At 28.5% G+C, this 18,382-nt stretch carries 24 protein-coding genes; 4 read left to right on the top strand and 20 right to left on the bottom strand.

The window, feature by feature from the left end:
* Positions 1-81: 81 nt before the first annotated feature.
* The 5 genes from NST77_RS25390 to NST77_RS25370 all read right to left on the bottom strand — a co-directional run bounded on the left by NST77_RS25390 (position 82) and on the right by NST77_RS25370 (position 1,619).
* A complete protein-coding gene (locus tag NST77_RS25390) occupies positions 82-255 on the bottom strand; it encodes a hypothetical protein (RefSeq protein ID WP_186325669.1) in 174 nt (57 codons plus the stop codon).
* Positions 256-267: 12 nt separating this feature from the next.
* On the bottom strand, positions 268-456 hold the full coding sequence (locus NST77_RS25385; protein ID WP_047944802.1) for a hypothetical protein: 189 nt from the start codon (positions 454-456) through the stop codon (positions 268-270).
* A 65-nt stretch (positions 457-521) separates the two neighbouring features.
* The gene (locus tag NST77_RS25380; RefSeq protein WP_047944801.1) at positions 522-821 is read right to left on the bottom strand and encodes a hypothetical protein; all 300 of its coding nucleotides are present in this window, start codon (positions 819-821) and stop codon (positions 522-524) included.
* A gap of 55 nt (positions 822-876) precedes the next feature.
* A complete protein-coding gene (locus NST77_RS25375) occupies positions 877-1,104 on the bottom strand; it encodes a hypothetical protein (RefSeq protein WP_341123879.1) in 228 nt (75 codons plus the stop codon).
* Between the two features lie 212 nt (positions 1,105-1,316).
* Positions 1,317-1,619 carry a hypothetical protein gene (locus NST77_RS25370; RefSeq protein WP_016204207.1) on the bottom strand — a complete coding sequence of 101 codons (303 nt, stop codon included), beginning with the start codon at positions 1,617-1,619 and terminating at the stop codon, positions 1,317-1,319.
* A gap of 147 nt (positions 1,620-1,766) precedes the next feature.
* Here NST77_RS25370 and NST77_RS25365 point away from each other — a divergent pair, with 147 nt between their 5' ends.
* Complete coding sequence (locus tag NST77_RS25365; protein ID WP_171510432.1) at positions 1,767-2,111, top strand: helix-turn-helix domain-containing protein; 345 nt, start codon at positions 1,767-1,769, stop codon at positions 2,109-2,111.
* A gap of 274 nt (positions 2,112-2,385) precedes the next feature.
* On the opposite strand, the gene NST77_RS25360 is transcribed toward NST77_RS25365, so the two are convergent.
* Positions 2,386-3,195 (bottom strand): Shedu immune nuclease family protein, encoded by an 810-nt coding sequence (locus NST77_RS25360; protein ID WP_341123878.1) that lies wholly within the window; start codon positions 3,193-3,195, stop codon positions 2,386-2,388.
* A gap of 276 nt (positions 3,196-3,471) precedes the next feature.
* Here NST77_RS25360 and NST77_RS25355 point away from each other — a divergent pair, with 276 nt between their 5' ends.
* Positions 3,472-3,783, top strand: coding sequence for a hypothetical protein (locus NST77_RS25355; RefSeq protein WP_341123877.1), 312 nt, complete (start codon positions 3,472-3,474; stop codon positions 3,781-3,783).
* Positions 3,784-4,094: 311 nt separating this feature from the next.
* A complete protein-coding gene (locus NST77_RS25350; RefSeq protein WP_341123876.1) occupies positions 4,095-4,736 on the top strand; it encodes a hypothetical protein in 642 nt (213 codons plus the stop codon).
* 364 nt (positions 4,737-5,100) lie between these two features.
* On the opposite strand, the gene NST77_RS25345 is transcribed toward NST77_RS25350, so the two are convergent.
* Together NST77_RS25345 and NST77_RS25340 are read right to left on the bottom strand one after the other, a co-directional pair.
* Complete coding sequence (locus NST77_RS25345) at positions 5,101-6,081, bottom strand: helix-turn-helix domain-containing protein (RefSeq protein ID WP_341123875.1); 981 nt, start codon at positions 6,079-6,081, stop codon at positions 5,101-5,103.
* Between the two features lie 134 nt (positions 6,082-6,215).
* Positions 6,216-6,539: a hypothetical protein gene (locus NST77_RS25340; RefSeq protein ID WP_341123874.1), complete on the bottom strand. Its 324-nt coding sequence runs from the start codon at positions 6,537-6,539 to the stop codon at positions 6,216-6,218.
* Between the two features lie 283 nt (positions 6,540-6,822).
* Here NST77_RS25340 and NST77_RS25335 point away from each other — a divergent pair, with 283 nt between their 5' ends.
* Positions 6,823-7,986, top strand: a complete 1,164-nt coding sequence (locus NST77_RS25335) for a tyrosine-type recombinase/integrase (RefSeq protein ID WP_341123873.1) — start codon at positions 6,823-6,825, stop codon at positions 7,984-7,986.
* Positions 7,987-8,512: 526 nt separating this feature from the next.
* Here the strand turns inward: NST77_RS25335 and NST77_RS25330 are convergent.
* The 12 genes from NST77_RS25330 to NST77_RS25275 all read right to left on the bottom strand — a co-directional run bounded on the left by NST77_RS25330 (position 8,513) and on the right by NST77_RS25275 (position 18,298).
* Positions 8,513-11,476 (bottom strand): SIR2 family protein, encoded by a 2,964-nt coding sequence (locus NST77_RS25330; protein WP_341123872.1) that lies wholly within the window; start codon positions 11,474-11,476, stop codon positions 8,513-8,515.
* A 262-nt stretch (positions 11,477-11,738) separates the two neighbouring features.
* Entirely contained in the window at positions 11,739-11,978 is a 240-nt protein-coding gene (locus tag NST77_RS25325) for a hypothetical protein (protein ID WP_341123871.1), read from the bottom strand.
* A 139-nt stretch (positions 11,979-12,117) separates the two neighbouring features.
* Positions 12,118-12,285 (bottom strand): hypothetical protein, encoded by a 168-nt coding sequence (locus tag NST77_RS25320; RefSeq protein WP_341123870.1) that lies wholly within the window; start codon positions 12,283-12,285, stop codon positions 12,118-12,120.
* Between the two features lie 396 nt (positions 12,286-12,681).
* Entirely contained in the window at positions 12,682-13,329 is a 648-nt protein-coding gene (locus tag NST77_RS25315) for a hypothetical protein (RefSeq protein ID WP_341123869.1), read from the bottom strand.
* Between the two features lie 4 nt (positions 13,330-13,333).
* Positions 13,334-14,680 carry a hypothetical protein gene (locus tag NST77_RS25310; protein ID WP_341123867.1) on the bottom strand — a complete coding sequence of 449 codons (1,347 nt, stop codon included), beginning with the start codon at positions 14,678-14,680 and terminating at the stop codon, positions 13,334-13,336.
* A gap of 13 nt (positions 14,681-14,693) precedes the next feature.
* Complete coding sequence (locus NST77_RS25305) at positions 14,694-15,029, bottom strand: hypothetical protein (protein WP_341123866.1); 336 nt, start codon at positions 15,027-15,029, stop codon at positions 14,694-14,696.
* Between the two features lie 71 nt (positions 15,030-15,100).
* Complete coding sequence (lepB, locus tag NST77_RS25300) at positions 15,101-15,631, bottom strand: signal peptidase I (RefSeq protein ID WP_047944161.1); 531 nt, start codon at positions 15,629-15,631, stop codon at positions 15,101-15,103.
* 22 nt (positions 15,632-15,653) lie between these two features.
* A complete protein-coding gene (locus NST77_RS25295; protein ID WP_047944123.1) occupies positions 15,654-15,947 on the bottom strand; it encodes a hypothetical protein in 294 nt (97 codons plus the stop codon).
* 213 nt (positions 15,948-16,160) lie between these two features.
* On the bottom strand, positions 16,161-17,006 hold the full coding sequence (locus tag NST77_RS25290; protein WP_341123865.1) for a hypothetical protein: 846 nt from the start codon (positions 17,004-17,006) through the stop codon (positions 16,161-16,163).
* 14 nt (positions 17,007-17,020) lie between these two features.
* The gene (locus tag NST77_RS25285; protein WP_341123864.1) at positions 17,021-17,428 is read right to left on the bottom strand and encodes a hypothetical protein; all 408 of its coding nucleotides are present in this window, start codon (positions 17,426-17,428) and stop codon (positions 17,021-17,023) included.
* Between the two features lie 15 nt (positions 17,429-17,443).
* The gene (locus NST77_RS25280; protein WP_047944126.1) at positions 17,444-17,755 is read right to left on the bottom strand and encodes a DUF2325 domain-containing protein; all 312 of its coding nucleotides are present in this window, start codon (positions 17,753-17,755) and stop codon (positions 17,444-17,446) included.
* A 96-nt stretch (positions 17,756-17,851) separates the two neighbouring features.
* Entirely contained in the window at positions 17,852-18,298 is a 447-nt protein-coding gene (locus NST77_RS25275) for a response regulator transcription factor (protein ID WP_047944127.1), read from the bottom strand.
* Positions 18,299-18,382: the final 84 nt, after the last annotated feature.

Here is an 18,382-nt window from a genome sequence, read left to right as displayed (position 1 = left end):
TTCCTATATATTTATAATAAGGATAAAAATAGAAAAATTCAACCCAAAAAAAACTAAACTCTCCTTTCAGAAAAGGCAAAGCTAAATTGCTTCTATATCCTCCATGATTTTCTTAGTTTTTTCATTATTATTGATTCCACTGGCCATGGAATACCACCAAACTAAATCTTTTCTTCTTTTCTTATTATCTATTCTTGCTAACTCCATAACTAATTTAGTCACAACTTCTTTTTCTTCTTCAGTATAACTAATCATTAAATAATCCTCCTATATAGATACTTTTTTGGTATTTATATCTGCTAGTAATTCATTTTCCATTAAAGTTAATGACAAAAGTGTTAAATCATCTATTTTTTCATCATCTTTATTTCGTGTGATCCCCTTTTCTTTTAGGAATTCGATTATTCTTTTTCTCTCTCTTTCCACTCTTATATGTATTTCACGATCGTAATACATCTCAGTTCCTCCATTTCACCTGTACCAATTATTACTAATATGATTTCAAAAAAATATCAGAATTTTTAATTTTCTTCATAGTAATCATCAGAGAAATCTGGTACATCCTTTTGGTTTTCACAAATATTTTTAATCTTTTCGATATCAAATAAATAAGAAACCTCTTCGCTAATATCATAATCAAACTCATTTGCAACAAATATAGCCGCTTCTTCATTTTTATAGATCATTAAACGAAATGAACTAAACTCCGATTGTGCCTCTTCAACATATAATCCATTATGCGTGGAAAATTCATATGTTTTAAAACATGAAGTTTCAACTTTAAAGTTCACCTGTTCTACAGTATTTATTAAAGTTTCCATTCTTTTGCCTCCCTTTTTATTAAAAAAACCAATGATAAATGCCAACTGATCTCTTTTAGAAAAATGAAATCTGTCCTGAAATACTTACTTTAAATGTAACCTCACTTTTCTCCCTTGTTTCCTCATTAATTTCAAAAGGTGTTTTTTCGTAGCAACCAAAATGAGCCTTCTTATTGTTAAAACGAGAAACATAAAAATAATCCTTACCATTTTCAAATAAGTAATAACTCATTCCAGGCACTAAGTTAGCACTATCTGCTTTTCCTAAATATTTCCCCTTCATTAATTACATACCGCTCCTTTCAGTGATAAACACAAAAAAGCCTTTGGTCCTTTTATTAACCTAACAAAAATATTGTTAAGTAAAAATCAAAGGCCCAAAGGCTTCGTGTCTATTAGAATATGCTTATCATAAAGATAGCTAAAAATAAAAATTACAAAAAAATGTATATATAAATTCTAGTTGATTATTTTGAAAAAAGCAATAATTACTGATTATTTACCACTTAATTTCTTATATTGGTGGGAATTTACACAGAACTCTTTTATTATCTTTTCTAGTTGCTCCTTTGTAGGATGAACAATACTCTTAGTTGTATAAATTTTTTCAATAATTAGTCCCCCACCATACACTAGCCTCACTTCAACAGTTCCGGTTAGACTAAATCTTGTGACTTCAACTCTTAATCCATACTCATTATCCTGAAGATAGTATGTAGTTTTCTTAATTTTATATTTACCATGCGAAAATGGTATAATGGTTTCTTTTTTCTTAATATAGTAGTTTTCTTCATTCATGGGAAATCCTTTCTGTTACTTATTATAGTAATGTAGAAATTCACCTGTCTTTTAATACTTATAAATATTATTCTACTTATTTTTTTGAATATAAACTACTGTATAGTATTTCCATTGTTTTTTACCCTTATAGAAAGAGGTGAAAAAATGAATAACTTAGTAAAAACCATTGGAGAAAGAGTCCGTTATTTCAGATTATATAGAGGTTTTACACAAGAGGAACTAGCTGAAAAGGCAAATATTCACTATACATATATTGGTGGTATTGAAAGAGGAGAAAGAAATATCTCCCTGGAAACGCTTAACAAAATTACGGAAGCTCTTGAAATTTCACCTACTGATTTATTTGCACAAAACTACTTAAAAAAAGAAACTGATAAGACATTACTATTAAAGCTTCATCAGGAATTATTAAGTACAAGAAGTACAGAAGAGATAATAATTGTCCATCAATTAACCCAAAACATTTTGCAATTAATAGATAGAAAATGATATTTATAAAACATTTGTAGTTAATCCATATTTCTTTATGTAAGCAGACATAACCGTTTAAATAGATGAAATGGTTTTAAAAAGTAGTTGTCCTGTAAAAAGGATAAAACAAAAGTATAAGAGCCTCGATACATTTCAATGTCCAGCAAGGCTCTTACAGTTAATTTTATTGATTTCTATACTTTAAAAGGTATTTCAGCAGCAGATTTATATCATAAAGAGTACCAAGAATGTGGATATTTATTTAAAAGTTTAATAGTAATTTCATGAAGTATTATAACTTTGTTTTATTGGACTTAAACCTCTGCCTAGTTTCTTCGGTATATTTGTTATTATGACTTAGAATATTTCCTACTTCCCATTTTTCTATTTCGTAACCTTGTTCAATTAGTATTTTTTTTTGTTCTGCCTCTAATTTTAAATTTGCTGGCGTTAAATAAGCAAATATACTTGTTTCTAAATTAGAAGGAATCGATTTCACTTGATACCCTTCACGCCAATGGGATAGAATCATTTTCCCATAGTTATACCATGCTGATGTATATTCTGAAATTAACGAATCAAAAGTCATTACTCTTATGTCATCATTTGTCTTTTGTGCAAACATCCTTGTTCTTCTAATATCATTTTCCTTTTCAGAGTTTCTACCATATATTAATACATATTTAAACCTAATTGGTCGATCTTCTAAGGGTTTTTTTAGAGGGGCTATTCTGTTTAATATTTGTGTAGGATTTTGTTCAATATACGCTTTCCATTCGGTTATTTGATCCATTGCATTATTAAATTTGGCACTAAACTTGATTTGTTCGTTATTATTTGTAAATATTTTTTTCTTGGGGTCTTCTAATTCCACCAAGACTAAATGCCAGAAATCTGTCGATTTAGTTAGAAAAGCAAAATCTGAGATAAGTCCATCACTTATCTTAAATTTTGTTATTATACTATTAAAGTGCAAGTGATGGTTTAATAAAAAAGGGGTCGAAATAAGTTCTGTATTTTCTTCAAGAAAATTTTGTATATGATTTTCGTTTAATGAAATGTCATCTAATTTATGTTTAAAACGTTCAATCAAATCACTCAATATTTTCTCCTCTTTCCATTTTAATATATTCTAATTATACAATAACCTATATACAATATAGTAACTTCAAGAATGACTAAAATAAAGGCAAATGAAAACAAGGAGGAGCTAAATATGGATCTAGAAAAATTATTTAAAATGTGAGTAAATCATCCAAAAGAAGGCTTTGGAAGAACTAATTTAGATTTTACAGATGAATGTTGGAAAAAAGTTATAAAAGATATTCAGATTTGGGAGAGTAGTGACAATAAAGTAGCAAACGAGTTTGCAAAATATTTGAAGTATACCGGCACATTAAGAAGAGTTCACCTAAATCTTGAAAAAGTGAATTTTAATAATCATTATGTTTCATGGACAGCAGCTGAAAGACTAGAAGATATATACTGGTTTAAATCATCGATTCCTCATACAATAATTACAGCAGAAGCAACAAAAGAGAATCCAGGGATTAGTGTTAAGGGGTTTATATCAGCTATGAAATTGGAGATTCCAAATTTTGAGTTAAACTCATCGGCTATCAGAGAAGAGCATGAAGTGATTTTTCCATTACAAGAAAAAACAATATTAAGAATAGAAAAAATAAAATAGAGGTTATATTAATAAAATTGATAGGAGAAATTCATGCTATAAAAAGTCGTTTTCCTATATTATTAATGTATCGACTTTTTTATTAGCATATTAGGGCAATAGATTTATGAACCAAAACAAATTTTCATTGGATCACTCCCTATCATATCGTAATTTATCATTAGAATTACTTGTTCCACTAACCTTCTTTTAGTGGATGAAAGATTTCTAAACCACTGGTTTGATTCTTTTTAACTAACTCCCTTCATTTACGATATTTAGTATTATTTTAAAGTTTTCATAAACAAACACTTGAAATGAGGTATTTCAATATGAATAAATATAATTTAGTTTGGTTACTTTCTGAATATAGACTAGAGTTAATTACACTATATTCTAACGAAGTAGAAAATTTTATAGAATCAAAATTTGATGAATTTATACAACAAGCAGATGAAGCAACAAAGGGGCTAAGCGAAGATGAGAAACAAAATTATTATGAATATTATTATGATGACTTGGCATTAGTACGGGATGAATATCCAAGTATTCTAAGATACTCAATTATTACTGCAACATATTCTAGCCTTGAGCGAGCATTATTTAGAATACATTATCAGCAATCAAAGGATAGACATGGTTTCAAGAAATACAAAAAAAACAATTCCGATCTAGATGCCATATTAGAATATATAACAATAGAAATGGAAATAAATATCCTTCATTTAGCAGATGAATTAAATTTTATACAAAGCTTAAATAAAGTTAGAAATAATATCGTTCATAGTAATGGAAGAATATTTGATGATAATAATCCTAAGCGAATTGAAAAAATTATTAATAAAAGTTCTAACCTAGAAATAAACTCAGGACAACTTGTGGTTAAGAAAGAATATATAGATGAAATGTTATTTCACGTTAATAATTTTCTGACGTCAATTTATAAAGAATTAGAAACAAAACATCCCTTCTAAAAAATAGGAGGGTTAATTCTCACCTTTCTAGATTCATGCATTTTGGTGTAATATGAATTCACCCTACATTTTCTTCTTATTTTCCCTCCAGATAAATTTATCTAAGTAACCAAAAATATTTTTTTATAAATGTTATATTTAGTGGTAATTCTCTGAGGTTTATTTCAATTTAACATGCTCCTTTAGTGCTATAAAAAAACTGCATATGGCAGCTTTTTTAAGTCTGGGGTGATTGTATATTATGTATATGAACGTTAAAATTAAGATTAAATTCATGGAACCCCAAATGGTTTCAATTTGTTCATTTTAAATCTCAATATATCAATTACCGCTGCCTATAAATATGTTTATCCAGAAAAAGATATTAGTTATTTTCATTAACATATTCTACAAGAATTTTAGAAACCAACTCTTCCAAAGTCAAATTTCTCTCAGACGCAATTTGTTTCAAAGAATCTTTAACATGAGATGGTATCTCTATAGATAACACGTCATATTCAGAATCTATAAAAATCCCTTTAATCGTTGAGATTATGGAACCTTCCACCATATATTCCTTAATAATTTTTATCGTATCTTCATCTAAAGTATCGTAAGGGAAACAATATGGTTTAATTTCTAACTCTATCTTTTCTTTATTTATGTTCATCTTCATATTTGTTGGAGTGATATATTCATAACATTTATCTAAGAAAGAGTATATATTAGATTCAACATTATTTTCGTAAGGGAACTCAAATTTAGCAAATTTCCTTTTGGAAATTATCGAACCTCTTTCAATTAAATAAACCGGTTTAAAACCATATTGCTCAATTTTCGTATATGGAATCTTATTTCCACTAGCAGTTAGTAAAAAGTAATCTTCATCTTCCCCAACCATCAATCTGCCATGTTCTTCACTTCTTTCATGAATAAACAATTGAAACCAACCTTGTTTATTTGGTTTGGAATAAAACTCTTTGTTATTTCTACTTCTAACATTTTTATAATTTTTTTGAAAACGTTCAAGCTCCGTTTGTTTAATAAAATATAATTCCCTACCTCTATAAACTTTTTTCTCTGCAGTAAGTTTACCATCCTTTATATAGTTAAATACCGTTACAGTAGATACACCTAATTGTGTAGCAACTTCACCGGTGCTAAGTCCTGGCTTTTTTAATTTGTCTTTTACCTCTTCTACATCATCAATATAAAAGTACTTCGTATTGTCAATTTGCCAACTTTTTTCATTCACTGCAGTTAATATGCCTTGTCTGGAATATGATAAAACTGTGTTCTCAGCAACACCTAATAATTCCGCAGCCTGTTTTGTAGTAATTTGCTTTTTCTTATCTTCTTGGCACATTTTATTCTCCCCAACTAATCATTATTAAAATAGTGTATACATATCATTTAATATTAACACAATATTATAATCTATTTATATGTTACCATTTACTATAGTCAATATTCAATTGGGGAATAATTCTAATTTATGTATTAATTCTCACTTTGTTTACAATACTCACTAGCATTCTCTAAAAAATCTGTAATACATTCTTCTACCTTTTTTCTTGTTGGTTTTTCTAATGTAATACTTTTAATAGTTTTATCAATAACTACCCCTCCTCCCCCTATCAATAATTTAATCTCCACTGTATCTTTTTCTCGACTCAAACTTCCTCTTTTATCTACAAATCTACTAACTTGCACTCTAAGACCATATTTGGATTTTTGTAAGAAATAAGTTTTCACTTGCACTTCATATTTACTTACAAAAAAAGTACTTTCATCTAATGCTCGGTATAAACTTTCGCTAATCAAAAAATCCACCTCTTCCTTTTATCATTAAACAGATTATAATATATATCTTAATATTAAACAAAGGTTTAATGTATATTTTATATAAAGAATATGATACCTACTATTTTATATTAAAACGTATTTTAAGTATTATCTTTATTTATATGTATATATAGTAGACAAATAAATGATTTTTCTACTAATATAGGAGTAGATATTAAATGTATTTAAATTTACTTAATAATGAATTACCTACAACCAGATAATTACTATACTTTTAAAAAATGACAAAAGGGGTGTGAAAATGCTAGAAAAGGAAATTTCTTTCCATTCGAATAAAAATTCGTTAGAATTTACAGGAAGTCAGTCATCCATCGCATCGTTTTCAAAAACACTAAAAGATCCATCAGTATTTCAAAATTTACCTGACGAGTTAATCATTATGGAGGATGTATCTAAAAATAAGGAAATAAATGACTTGGAAATGATGTATTTATTTTTACACCAAAAGAAAGATATGGATATACGAAAGAATAAAATGGAGAACACCATCGAAGAGTACAGCAGAGATTTACTTATCATGTATAAACAGATAATAGAAAATGCTTTTTCCATTGGATTAGATTTAAACGCACAGCAAAATCCTTATCAGATATTCAAACTACTCAATCATGTACATATTAGAAAATTTCAAGAGTGGTTAGCTGCAGCTCCGTTAGGGAAGGGGAAGAAGCCATACGCAGTTTCTACACTGAGTCGTAAAATGGTAGTTCTTAAAGGATTTCTTTCTTTTTTGTATAAAACAAAGTATATAGAAGTTCCGCTGCATGAAAAAATGTTGAGTAGTAATGTGCGGGATATTGATCGGCCAGATAGGGATTTAGGAAAAAATGAGGTAGTGCAGATATTGGACTATTATAAAGACCATCCCATTGTTCATTGTTTACTAGCAACCTTAATTACAACAGGGCTTAGAATAAACGAATTATGTCATAGTAAAATATCGGATATTTCTTATGTGGATGGAGATTACTGGTTATATGTATTAGGAAAAGGGAGACATGAAAGAGAGGTACTCTTACATCCATATATAATAGAAGAAATACGGAAATTTCGACGAACAAGACGGTTAGATTTTATATTAGATGGTAGTGATAATTCGTATATTTTTATGACGAACAAAGGGAAACCATACAATTATAAGTATTTATCTAATTATTTAACAAAAAAAATTAATGAAGCGGATTTACCTTTCATCAAAACAAGGAAAAATCCAATTACACCACATACACTAAGACATGCTTTTGCACAAATTAGTTCTGATCAAGGGGCGAGTTTGGATCAAATTAAAATTGCATTGGGGCACAAATCGATTCAAACAACATCTATTTATCTGCAGAAGAAATCAAGAAGAGAAAACAATGCGGGGCATGCTTGGAAAAATTCAAGAATAATTAACTCATTGTAACTAAATTAATTATTTTTACATTAGCTCTGGTAAACTTAAATGTTGAAAATATAAAAAAGGGAAGCCTATTCAGAAAGGTTTCCTTTTTTATATTTTCAAACTTACTCTAAAAAAAAGTTTCTATATAATGCTTTGATTAGATAACCCACTGTTCCAATTTTTTGACTCCGTAATTATAATAAAGTTCCTCAATCTCAATTGAAAAAATTTTCATGCCAAACCCCTTTCGGTCTCTTGGCCAGTTTTGTTAAACCATATTGCTCGAAGTCAAAGAAGATGGCTCACATTTCTTGTGATTGTCTTTTAAAAGCAACAGCTTCTAAATCCAAGTGTAATCTATCATAAGTAACTATCATGAGATTCTAGTAGGGAGTATCCCTTTATCATGCCAAATGTAATCCATGTTGCCTTTTAGACTGTACTAGTGGTATTGGTAAAATTTTTCTGCAAAACTTGCAACGATAACGTTAACGCCCATTATATTTACCTAATCGAACTACATGATTTCATTAAAAGAAGGGCCTTTTCAAAATCTTCTTACATACAGTTCATTAAAAATATCCTTATATTTTTCAAACGTTTGATTTCCCAATCTCTTTTCGAATAAGTTATATACAGATTCCTTGAATCCTTCTCTCTTCATTAAAGTTTCTATTTCTTCTTCTTTTAAATATAGAAGTAAATCTATATCAGTTAATTTAGGATTTTCCATATTAAACACTAAATCGAAATATTCTGAGTAGCCATCAAAGGAATGCACATACTCTTCAACTTCTTCTTTTTTAAGGCAATCATTTCTATATAAATCTGTTAATATATTTAGGTTTCTTTCTACAGGATCTGGATGTAACTTTATATTCTTATCTTGAGTACGAATTTTTTCTACTGTATCTTCTATTATAATTTTATTAATATCTTTGTCTGCAATAACAACATTGTTAATCAAAATGACATAGTAAAAATATAATTCATTAAAATCTAACGAACTTTGCTTAGTCTTTATTTCTTCTAATAAACTTTTTATTACTTCTATTATTAATAGTTTATGATCCTCATTTAAAGCATTAACTATCGGAACCAGTAGTTTTCCTAAAATTTCATATAAAAAATTATAATGGTTTTCTTTATAGGATTTCTTTACTAAATCTATAATATTAGATATTACATCTCTTTTTATAGGATATTCATTATAATCGGTATATATATTAGTCAAATTTCTATAAAATCCATTTCTATCAAATTCAACTATTCTCTTATTCTGTAAGTATGTTTTTAAATATTTCTCCAAATAATCTGATACAGTCTTTTGGAACAATACTTTTTTATTTGCTACCGAAACTATAAATTTATTTAGATATTTAAATTCATTTAGATAAATTTTTTCATTTATAAGTAACACTAATTTATTTGCGATATCATTTGCCTTTTGAATACTTAGGTTCGATTTCGAAATTAATGTTAATAAATTAAAAAGATATACCTCGCTTTTTTCTTTGTTTTTATTGTTTAATATATTTTCAATTACTGTATCTAAAACTTTCATAATATACTCAAAAGCTTTAATATTAAAGTTTATTTCTTTAATATTATAGTCTATCAAAATATTTTCTAAATCACTTGTCTTTAATTTTGTTACTATTATATACACTTCAAAAAGATCCAATTCTTCTATTTTATTTGCAGAAATTCCGCTGAAGAAACCTTTCGTGTTAGGGTTATTTTGAGTGCTATAACTCGCAAAAACACCTTCTATAAAACTTAAATATAAATATTTGATCTCTGTATATTTATTTATGCATAAATAGTTAGACTCTATAAACATCCAAATATTACTTATTATATGGAAATTTTTATCTATCGAACTATTAAAAGAAAAACCGCCTTTCTCAACAGTACGTTTAGTCTTCTTTAACGTATCTACTTCTTTATTTAACTTATTTTGTACTTTATATATTAAATTAAAGTCTTGGATTTCCTTCAAAAATTCTATACTCTTTCTTTCTTTGTATGGAAGATTGTTGTAAATATCTTCGAGGTCTATTTCTTTAATTTCTATTTCTAAATCATCATTTACTTTATGTGAATTAACTAAAAAATGTCCTACATGTTTTCTATTAAATTCAGAAATAAAATAAATTAAATATTCCTTGTCTTTAAAAGTCTTCAATGAAATAGTCTTATAATATTTATACGCATCAAGAAAATGATCATGTTCATAATATGTATATGCTTGATTTAACATAAGAAAATAATCTTCTCCCTCGATAAGACTCGTAAAACTATTTATATCTATAGGACTTATTAAACTATCTTTCTCTATAATTTTAATCATCAAATCATCTAAAAACTTATCTTCACTCTCAATACTAAATAATATCTTTTTTTCTATAGAAACTCCCTGAATATTTGCCTTTTCGAATATTTTTATAATTTTATCAAACATCCAGTTATCTTTATATTGGTCAGCATTTGAAAATATCTTTAATAAGGAATTTTCACCATTTATAATTGTTAAAGTTCTATCACCAAATAAATCATAACCCACTGACTTTAACCCTAAACTTTTCACAATTTGATCTGGCATAATAAAATTCAAATTCTCAAAACAACTGAGTTTTTCATAAATACCTTCTAAGTCACTCATCTTCATTGATTTATCAAACGAATTAAAATAAGTTAATATATCAAATAATCTATTTCCTCTCCAATTAGATTTATCAAACACATTATTATTTGGCAAATTATTGACTTCATCATCATACAAAATATTAATACCACGATTTTTATAGTATGCATGCTCTATACGGGAATATCTTTTACTACTTTCAATTAGATATGCTGGTTGGAAATGATTTCTCAGTATATTTTTAACCCATTGAAAAATCAAATTAAAGTTTGAATCATTCACTGAATATCCTATAAAGAGAACAGTATTTGTAGCTATTAAAGATTTAATATAACTTTCTATTAATGTAAAATTTGATGAATAATTTAAGTAGTCATCTTCCTTTAAAACAATATTTCGATTTTCAAAATCACCATGCATTTTAATAATAGTTTTATTAAAATTGTCATACGGGAGGTCTAAATCATGTTTTACAGTATGAAAAAATTGGCCTTCTTCTATTGCAGCTTCTTCTAGCAAAGTATCGTAATTGGTAGTAATAATATGAGTAGGCTTAAGCTTAAATATCTCCTTATGTATTGGATTTGATTTATATTTCTTTTTTCGAAAAATTTGATTTAATTTTTCGAAATACTCTTTTTCTCCCCTTTCATTAAAATAGTATTGAGGGATCTTCATATATAAATCCGGTGATTTATCCACCTCAAAATCCCCTAAATCTTTTGCAAATTCTTTAATTAATTCATTCCAAGTTGGCATTCCTGAATTCGCCGAAACTCCTGCTCCTACGAAAATTACTAATTTATTATTTTCACTCGCTTCTTTAATTTTTTTTATACTAGTGTCTAAAAAATAGTCAGCCATATATTTTTACTCCTTTAATTAAAGTTAGATTCTAACCGTATTTTCCATTCATAATTACTTTGCTTTACATGTTTTAACCTTTTAAAATTTAGTCTTGATAAGTCTTTAGTATATTCAAACTACTACTATTATAAATAAGATCCCTAATAGTTTTTAAAATAAGATGCTCTGTTTCATTATTATCTATACTTAAAATCAATGTGGATAAACTCTTGTCGCAGGTGTTGCAATTTCTATTACATAGAATTCTTTATTGCTTATCCTATTTTATATATAAAACTATACAGCACGATTTTCTTGTTCCATCTAATAACAATGAAAACTTTCTACCTAATGGCAAATAAACTATTTTCATTGCAAGATGATAATTACAGGCATCTTTAGATAACAATTGAATCATCTTTATAAAACTTTCTAACCCTTGGCTCTTAATATCCTTAGCAATCTGTAATGTGTTAAATTCAATCGGTCGAATCATACCACCATAAACCGATTCATCCACCCACGATTTATTGCTTCTTATTTAGAACGCCACCACCTTGAACTTAAATTTAGATATAAATATCACCCTAATTCACTTCTTGTATATCGCAAGACTCTTTCTGTACTATTGTATCATTGCCAAAGTCAAATTGTGTAACCTACACAGGCTGATTGGTATCCTGCTTTAAATGTTCGGCAGGATTGTCATTTAAAATAATTTCAGATCCGCCTTGATGTTGTGAATTTCTATATTTACGGTTACTTGGTGTAAAAATTCTTTTCTTAATTTGTGAAGCATGTTCAAGAGTATCTAATTTTCTTACCAAGTAACTAAGTATTTTTGGTTGTCCGTTTTCGTTTTCTACATATATGTTATAATCGTCTTTTGATAAAAAGAGCTTGTTTTTTTATCTTCATATTGTATGAAATGATATTATAATTCTCGAATTGATAATTATAATCGCCCTCATCACGAACATCAAAGAAAAACATTTTAGTATTTGTAACAAAAAAATAACTAATCCAACTATTCCTATTAATGTTAGGAGTGCCCCTACATCATCCTATGTCCATTTCCAATTTTCTTTTTTCTCTGTAATATCCATAATAACTTCCCCTTTTACTAACCTATCATTTCTATCAATGATTTAATCCAACCAAGTATCTTCAGAATGGCACCCAATACATCAATATAGAACAACATACCTGATCTCCTTCTCTATTTATTTGATCTTGTTGATCAATTGCACCTTTTTTATATTTTGTTCCATAGCTAAATGATGTTTCTCCAATAAATCTTTCATCTTTTCATCTTGATAGATTTTTACTTTTTGACTAGCCTGCTTTTCAATTCCATTAGCATATTCAGAAATTTCCTTAATAAAACCTATAACTCTCTCTATCTCTTTTTTTAAATCCTGCTCAGAAAGTTTTTTAGAGAGGTCTTCCAATGACGAAATCGAATAAATAATTTCTTCATTAAAATGAATCACAAAATATTCTTCTTTAATTTTTGATAAAGGAATCAAAATTTCATTTCTGAATAAGTAATAATTGCTATTGTCCAGCTTGAAAGCAAATCTCCTTTTATTTACTTCGTAATAACGGTTACTTACCCTCAGATTTTCTTTTCTCATGGACCAAATCAGATTCCATTTCGGATTCAGAGGGACATATTCATTAATAGGAAAAGAAAACTCAATAACTTTCCCTATGCTCTTCCCATAAGGAATATCAATTTCATTTATAAAACTTACCTTTTTATGATTTTTTAATTGGTCCAAATATTTACGAGAATAATGAATCTTAAATAATAATGAACCAATAAGAAAAACCAACAGTATTTTTTCTATCCATAATATTATTTGCATGTTATTACCTTCTCCCTTTTATAATGGTCATTTTAAGCTTCTTCCGATCTTTTAAACCATTGCTTAACATTATCGCTATTGAAATACATAAAGCACCTATAAAGACGATATGCAGCAGGATCTTTAAATCATCTAGTGATAAAAAGGGGGATTCGTTTTTGCTACTTGCCTTTTTCTCATCATCAAAGTTAAGCTTCCACATTCCTCCCTCATATAAAGCTTTAATTTCAACCTCAGTTGTTTTCTCTATATAATCCTCAAAAAATCCAGGATATAGATGAGTTAGATTAACTGTGAAAGAATACATTTGATCATTTTCTTTTTTCTCTTTAAGTATATCTATTGATGATAACGGGTTTTCGTTTTCACTAAATGCTTCAATCATTTCAGTTTTAATTTCTTCATCTGTCTTCCCCTTTGTAAAGCTTTGATTTTTAGAGACCAAAGTGCTTGCAGCCCCATAGTTTGCATTTATTACTTCTTTATAATATTTAGTAACTACTTCCCTTGGGGTTAAATCATGTTCATCGATCACTTGGTTAACAGCATCATCTACTAGATCAAAAGTTAAATACCATTGATTTTCAAACTTAATAGCGACGATTCTTTCTTGATAGGTATATTTTTTGGAGTCAGTTAACGAAGCAGTAAACAAAATACTTCTTCCATCGATTTCCTTAGCATCTTCTATGCTAAAAGTAGCAACAGAATTACCTTTGCTAGTATAAAATTGGGATATTTGTTTTATTACTTGTTGAATATCAGAGGTATTTCTCTTATCTTCAGGCACTAATTGACTTTCAATTTCCGGTTTAGATAGTAACAGCTCTTTAATTGCTGTTCCATAATTCCCTTGTCTTATTAATTCATAATAACTATTTACCTTTTTGCTCGCCTCTTCCTTTTCTTCTTCAGTAATCGGTTCAGTATCCTCAACAGGTTTTACATCTTTCAATTCTTCAACTTTAACTGGTTCGCCTGTTTCAGCAGAAACGTATATCGGATCTCCTTCATTGGTCACAGAATCTAAAATCAAATACACACCAGCAGTGGTTAATAATGTTTTGCTAAAATTATTCCCCTTATAATAAGCTTGTCCTTTATATTTATTTTTTCCTTTAGTTGCATTTGCTGCAGCATTTTTACTTTTAATATTACTAGGACTAGTTTTTGCATTGGTTTTTGTATTATTTTTTGATTTCACTGAGCTAACCTTACCGCTATTAATAGAAGAACTTTTCACACTAGAACCTCCGGTTTTCCCTAAAGATACCTTTGCAGAGGCTGTACTATATGCTGTGAAAAATAATAAAATAATACTGAGGGTCATTATTGCTATTTTTTGTTTCATTACATTTTCCTCCTTAATCAAAAGATGAAGAACTATCACTTGAAGAGTCATTACTATAATCACTAGATGAATAATCATAAGAATTATTGTTTGTATAATCAGAACTACTTGATGACTCGTTTGAATTTTCAATCATTTCCCTTAGGACATTTCCATTTTCAAAATAAAAATTATTATTGAAAAACTCATTAGAGTTTTTGTTAGTTTCATAACTGCTTTTATTAGAGTAACCTTTCAATTGCCCATTTTTCATTCCACTTCGTTCTCTTATTTCAGTACCATTACTTACGTTTATGAATTGTTGGATTTTTCTATGTTCCAAACTGTCTCTTCGTTGTTCTTTTTTCAACTCCGTTATATTTCTTTTCAAGTAGTCAATAACAAACATTAACGATATAACACATATTAGAAGAAAAATAATCATTTAAAACTATCCTTTCCGATTGAAATAGACACTTTGTTTAAAGGCCAATAACGCATTCCAATGCAGCCTTCTACACTTTCAATAGGAATTGTTCCTATTTCTCTACTATCCGTACTAAATTGTCTATTATCCCCTAATACAAATAAATGATCAGCTGGTACTTTCCCCACTAAAGCATAATCTTCCGTATAAATATCTTTGTTTTTAGGTATAAACACCTCATCAATAGCTTCATTATTTATAAACAATTGATTGTTCTTGTATTGGACCGTTTCACCTGGCAACCCAATTACTCGCTTTACTATTTTCTCTCCTGATGGAAGACGGGCAATTATGATTGAAAATCTATCCGGTGTATTAAATTTATTTATTAGAACTAAATCACCATTCTGTAGTGTAGGCTTCATAGATTCTCCATCTACCTTTAAAGGAACAAAAATAAATGATCTTACGATGAACAATACTATAAAAAAAATAAGAATTTTCCTTACATATGTTTTCATTTTTGTTCTCTCTTCTTGACTCATCATCTTATATCTATACTCCTATCTATTTTCGAAAACAGCCTATATCAAATAACCTTCCACTTTTTGTTACACCTGTTTCTAAAGTTAATATCCAATCATAGACATCATCTAGATTAAATCCATTTATCTTCAATTCTTTTGGGAATTCTATTTCTTCCTCAAAAATTTTATATAGCTTTTCTTTGGCCGTTTCAATTGGTCCAAATCCATATATATATTGATGTTTTACCTTCTTCCCCTCTCTATAAGATTTACGAATATACAAATACACCTTTCCTTTAGAGGTTTTCTTAGTTAAGTAACCCACCCTTTTCATGTACAACCTCACCTTTTTGTTTCTCCTACAAGTTGAAATTTTCTATATGTAGGGGAAACCCGTTTCAAAAAAATATTCCATTATAGATATAAATAGCTTTATCCAACCTATCAAACAAATCCATAACGGAATGGAGAAACATCCCCCTAAAAATACCCCTTTTATTAGGTTGCCTTCTAAGGTTTCTATTACTTCTTGTCTGATCAAATTAATTCATCCTTTTTTAATGATTTCTATATATTCGTCCGATTTAATTAGTAGATTGGTAAAACTCTTATCGTTAAATGTATTTTTATGTAGGTGTCCCCAACAAAGAATGTACTTTCCGATTAATTCTTCATCCGTATAAGTGAAATATTTAAAGTATTTTTCAAAGATAACGATTGAAAAAGGGATATTATTAATTTTTTTAAAGTTCAAGTAAATAACTTTTTCTCTTCTATTTATTGCTTCTATCTCTCCATGAACTAAATAAGGAAGGTTAAGTACAGCCATATCAGACCATAACTTCTCATGAGCTACCTCTTGGGACAAAATCAAATTGGAAATAGGGATTTTGTGGCCTTTCACTTGAATTAAAATACTACTAAGAATATCTGGTTCATAAGTGGAAAACAATTTAACAATAGATTTCAGTGAGCTTATGCTGTTAGGAGGAGCGGTTTCGTTTTTTATTTTAATAGTTTCCTTATTCTTTTTTTCTTCATCTTTGTCTTCTCTTTGGATTTTTCTAGGTTCATAATCAGGGTCTAATTTATTAAAACTTAATTTAATCACTGTTTCACTTAACCCTTGATCTATAAAATCACTTTGATAGTCATTAATTTTCGAAAGGCTCTCTTCAAACGATAGAGGTCTGTAAAATCCACAGGAAGAAGTGTGCTTAGATTCATTTTTACCTGTAGTTTTAAAATATGGTGTTGTTCTTTCGTTACCTTTTACATGAACCAATGGTGCCTTGCAGCTTTTATCGATACAATAAATTTGTTGACTGTGTAGTTCATCATTATATTCATTAATAGAGATAATTCTTCCATCACGAATCATAGCTGATATCATTTAATGTCTTCCTTTCATAACATAAATTTAGCTTTAACATATGTGCTCCAATTAACTTGGCGGCACTTCCATTTATACTTCTTCTCTTGCTTTCTCAAATAAGATATAGTTGCTTTTCTAATATTTTTTGCAAACTCTAATGCCTCTTCCATCTCAGAAAAGGAGAATGTCGTTCCGCTCAAAATATAGTCCTCTAAACAGTCCTGATCCTTTGTTAGCAAACTATCAGAGAAAATGATTTTTGCTCCTTTATTTCTACTAAACAAATGAAAATGTTGCTTTTTAATTTCTAAATGTATGGTTACCTTTTGGTAAGCTAATTCTAATAAATACTTTTCAAATTTTTCATCTGAAAAAGAAATTTTATAAAATACGCAAATCTTACCTTTTACACCTTTAATGTCCGTAGTAATGAAGAACATTATCTTAGCTCCTTTTTATGCAGACAATCCTTCAAAATAAGCAAGTGATGATTGAATTGCTCCAGTTACTCCGCGTCCTTGATGATAAACAATTGTTTTGTTTTGCTCTTTGCAAATCTCCTTAACCATAATCATAGATTTACGATTTATTGCCCCTTTTAACACAACTACACAATCCGCCTTATTGATTAACGTTTGGTATTCTTTTTTATTTCCTGACTTTTTCGATTCTCCAGGATGATGTAGCACTTTAAGCTCAAATCTGTCGCCCATTTTTTTGAACGTTTTATCTTGATTTCCACCAACAACCAACAATGTATTTGCCATTATGATCACTCCAATTACTTAATTTAAAATAATCATAACACAAAATACCACAAATACAACAATTTTTTTAATAAAACAAAACTTTCATTACATCATTCACAACCGAATCTCTTCTTTTGTTTTTAAGACATTAACAAATCGGTTATATTTTGATAAGATATATGCACCTATATCAGGGTGAACATAGATTGTTCCATGTAACAATACGTTTTCTATCGCTTCAGTCATTTCTTTAGTAGGCATTCGTTTGGATAAAAAACCGTTAAACATATTTAATTCAAAAGGAAACCCATTATCATTTTCCTTAATCAAAATGAACTTAGTACCATACTCGTACAAAGTCTTTATCTTATCCATAGCTTTTACTTCTTTTAAAGCCTCTTGTGTGAGAATTATAAGTTTTGGCTCACCACGTAAAGTATCTTGTAGACTATCTTTTGTCGAGACTATATAATCTTTACCGAATTTCACCTCCAATAGATCTTTAAAGCCTTTGCGAAAAGTAATATTCTCATTTTCAACAATAAAAATACATTCCTTCATAGCTGGTCCTCCCTAAGAAATCAAAAAAACCCTATCTTAAGTAAGACACCATAAAAGTGTCTAACTCAGATAGGGTTTTTCCCT

The organism is Niallia sp. FSL W8-0177, from assembly GCF_038006285.1.
GTDB lineage: Bacteria > Bacillota > Bacilli > Bacillales > Cytobacillaceae > Niallia > Niallia circulans_A.
The sequence above is the reverse complement of the archived record's forward strand: the minus strand, read 5'-3'. Positions and strand labels throughout refer to the sequence as shown.